We start from the raw sequence: 2813 nt of genomic DNA, 5'->3' as shown, positions 1-2813 counted from the left end.
TCCTCAGCAGAGCCTGTGTCCTCTTCGGGTGTGCATTATCAAGTTAAGAAAATTTCAGGATTAAAGCCTGCACCTATCTTCATAAATGCTGACAAACTGGTTGAGAATTATACCCCAATCCCTTTGGGGTTGAGTCCATTTTTTAGTGATTTCTCTCAGGGACAGAAAAACAGCTTTTTTTACGGAATTATCGTCAGGAAAGGAGCCTTTGCTTTTCGTATATTTCCTGATTTTCCCGTTCAGATTTTCAATAAGATTGGTCGTATAGATGATTCTCCTAATCTCCAGGGGGAAATCAAAAAAGGCAGTTAAGTCCTCCCAGTTATTCCTCCAGGATTTGATGGCATAGGGGTATTTACTGCCCCAAAGCTCTTCAAAATGGTCTAGTTCAGTTGCGGCCATTTCCCTTGTAGGAGCATTATAAATAGCCTTCATATCATGGGCAAAGGCTTTTTTATCCTTCCAGACTACATAACGGGAAGAATTCCTTATCTGATGCACTACACATATCTGGGTTACAGCCTCAGGAAATACGCTTTTAATACCTTGAGTAAAGCCATTGAGATTATCGGTGCAGGTGATGAGGATATCCTCTACGCCTCTGGCTTTAATATCGGTTAATACGCCTACCCAGAAAGCAGCACTCTCTGTTTCGGCAAGCCACATGCCCAGCAGCTCTTTCATACCCTGCTTATTCAGGCCTACTGCCAGATAAATGGTCTTGTTGATGACTTTCCCGTTATGCCTTACTTTAAAGACAATGCCGTCCATCCAAACAATGTAATAAAGGGCCTCCAGGGGCTTATGCTGCCATTCCAGAATATCCTCACTGACCTTAGCGGTGATATTAGAAATGGTGGACTCAGAGAGGTTAAACTTGTAAATCTCCCGAAGCTGCTCTTCTATATCTCTTACGCTCATGCCCTTGGCATACAGGCTGATGACCAACTCTTCCATGCCTTCAGCAAGGTTGCTGCGCTTCGGCACTACCACTGGCTCAAAAGAACCTGCTCTATCCCTAGGCACTTCTAAGTTTACTTCTCCATATTGGGTCTTGAGCTTTTTAGAGGTTTTACCATTACGGGAATTACCTGTATTCTTACCTTCAGTAGCATATTTCTGATAGCCCAGGTGGTTATCAATCTCTGCTTCAAGCATCTTTTCAGTGCCTCTGACATAGAGCTCTTCCATAAAAGAGGCAAATTCTTTGGAGTCCTTGAACTGCTTTAAGAACTCTGCATTTAAAAAATCATCTTTGCTAATCATGGCTGCGTAAATGTTTATATAAGTTAATAAAAAAGGTTCAGGATTTTTTATCCCGAACCTCCATTTACACACTTATTTAGACGCTACCTATTTTTTTAACTACCCAATTTTTTAAGCTGAAAGTTTTTTAGACTATCGAAGCCCAACAGGATGTAAAAATTTTGTTGGGCTTTTTTTCCATTGAATCCAATAAAGCCTGACTGTTTCAATTAGCTTTTCTAATCCTTTAAGTAGACCTTAAAGGTTGATCCTTTTCCCAAAGAACTTTCTACTTCAATTTTACCACCACCACTTTCAACCATTCTTTTAACAATGAAGAGTCCAACTCCTGTACCTTCTACATCATCATCATCGGTTAATCTGGTATACCGAGAAAAGATAACCTCCTGCTTATCTTCTTCAATACCACGACCGTTATCCTTAACAGACAGGAGCACATAGTCATTTACCTTTTCGGTTTTAATGAGTATCTCAGGTACTCGGTCTGGTGCCTTATATTTAATGGCATTGCTCACAAGATTGTAAATGGTACTTCTGATATTCTTTTTGGAAAACTTTATTTCTGACACATTAAATTCAGTAGTAGTCCTTGCATCAGTTCTCGAAATTTTATCTTTCAATGCAAGCTGCACATCCTCAACAATTTTTTCCAAACTAATCCTTTCTTCTGCTTCTGCAAAAAGGCTGTCTTCATCACCGATGTAGACCTCTGTGGTGAGTTCCTCAATTGTTTTCCTAAGGTTTCCAACAGATAAATTCAACACCTTAATAATGGATTTGGCATCTTCTGCTCCCTTCTTTATATTAGGAACCTCTTCCAATAGCTTAATCAACCCTTCTATGTTTGCCAGAGGACCTTTTAGGTCATGAGAAACTGAATAAAATATATTTTCATAATTTAGATTTAGCCTCTCATATCGCTTCAATATCTCGATGCGGTCGGTGATGTCGACAAACGTAATAATTACTCCGTTGGATTTATTTTCTTTCTGAACAATATAGGGTAAGACATTCATCTGGTACCACCTGAGGTCGGTGGTCTGTATTTCCTTTTCTAAATCCTGCTTACTCTCAATTACCTCTGTGATATTTTCTACAATTGTGGGATACCGAATATTATGGGATACATCACTTATGTGCCTACCTACATCAGCCGAAGAAAGATTGAAGTGCTTCATTGCTGGTGGGGTAAATTTCCGAAGGATAAAATCGGCATCAACAAATAATTGTGGTATTACTGTATTTCGAAAATAGTTTTCTAATTCGTCATTCAGCCAAGATAGGTTGCTGAGATGTTTGTCTTTATCTTCTGATTCTTGTTCCGATGGATCAATCATATAAACTGTTTAGCTACTGGATAACAATTAAAAATTCGAGATTTTGATTTGCAAGAGCAAATCTGCTACTAAAGATTACGGATGATTCACCTTTAAAGTTAAAAGCCCCTAATCACAAAGGACTGGTGCAAAAAAAAAGAGCCAGACTATAATGGACCCCGAAAATAGGACAGCAGGTTAAGTGTAAATTATTAACTTGTTATCCTATGC

Annotated in this window: 2 protein-coding genes; both read right to left on the bottom strand. The window is 38.9% G+C overall.

Features of this window, described 5'->3' with window-relative positions; all coding sequences use genetic code 11:
• Positions 1 to 60 precede the first annotated feature (60 nt).
• Positions 61 to 1266 (bottom strand): IS256 family transposase, encoded by a 1206-nt coding sequence (locus F752_RS0122450; protein ID WP_017733996.1) that lies wholly within the window; start codon positions 1264 to 1266, stop codon positions 61 to 63.
• A gap of 218 nt (positions 1267 to 1484) precedes the next feature.
• Entirely contained in the window at positions 1485 to 2603 is a 1119-nt protein-coding gene (locus F752_RS0122445) for a sensor histidine kinase (protein ID WP_017733995.1), read from the bottom strand.
• Between the last annotated feature and the right edge of the window lie 210 nt (positions 2604 to 2813).

The organism is Nafulsella turpanensis ZLM-10, assembly GCF_000346615.1.
In the GTDB taxonomy this organism is placed as follows: domain Bacteria; phylum Bacteroidota; class Bacteroidia; order Cytophagales; family Cyclobacteriaceae; genus Nafulsella; species Nafulsella turpanensis.
Note: the sequence above shows the minus strand (reverse complement) of the source record. Positions and strands in the feature narration are given on the sequence as shown.

Excerpts from the sequence above, each read along its gene's own strand:
- F752_RS0122450 (WP_017733996.1), bottom strand. The coding sequence starts at position 1,266 with ATGATTAGCAAAGATGATTTTTTAAATGCAGAGTTCTTAAAGCAGTTC.
- F752_RS0122445 (WP_017733995.1), bottom strand. The coding sequence starts at position 2,603 with ATGATTGATCCATCGGAACAAGAATCAGAAGATAAAGACAAACATCTC.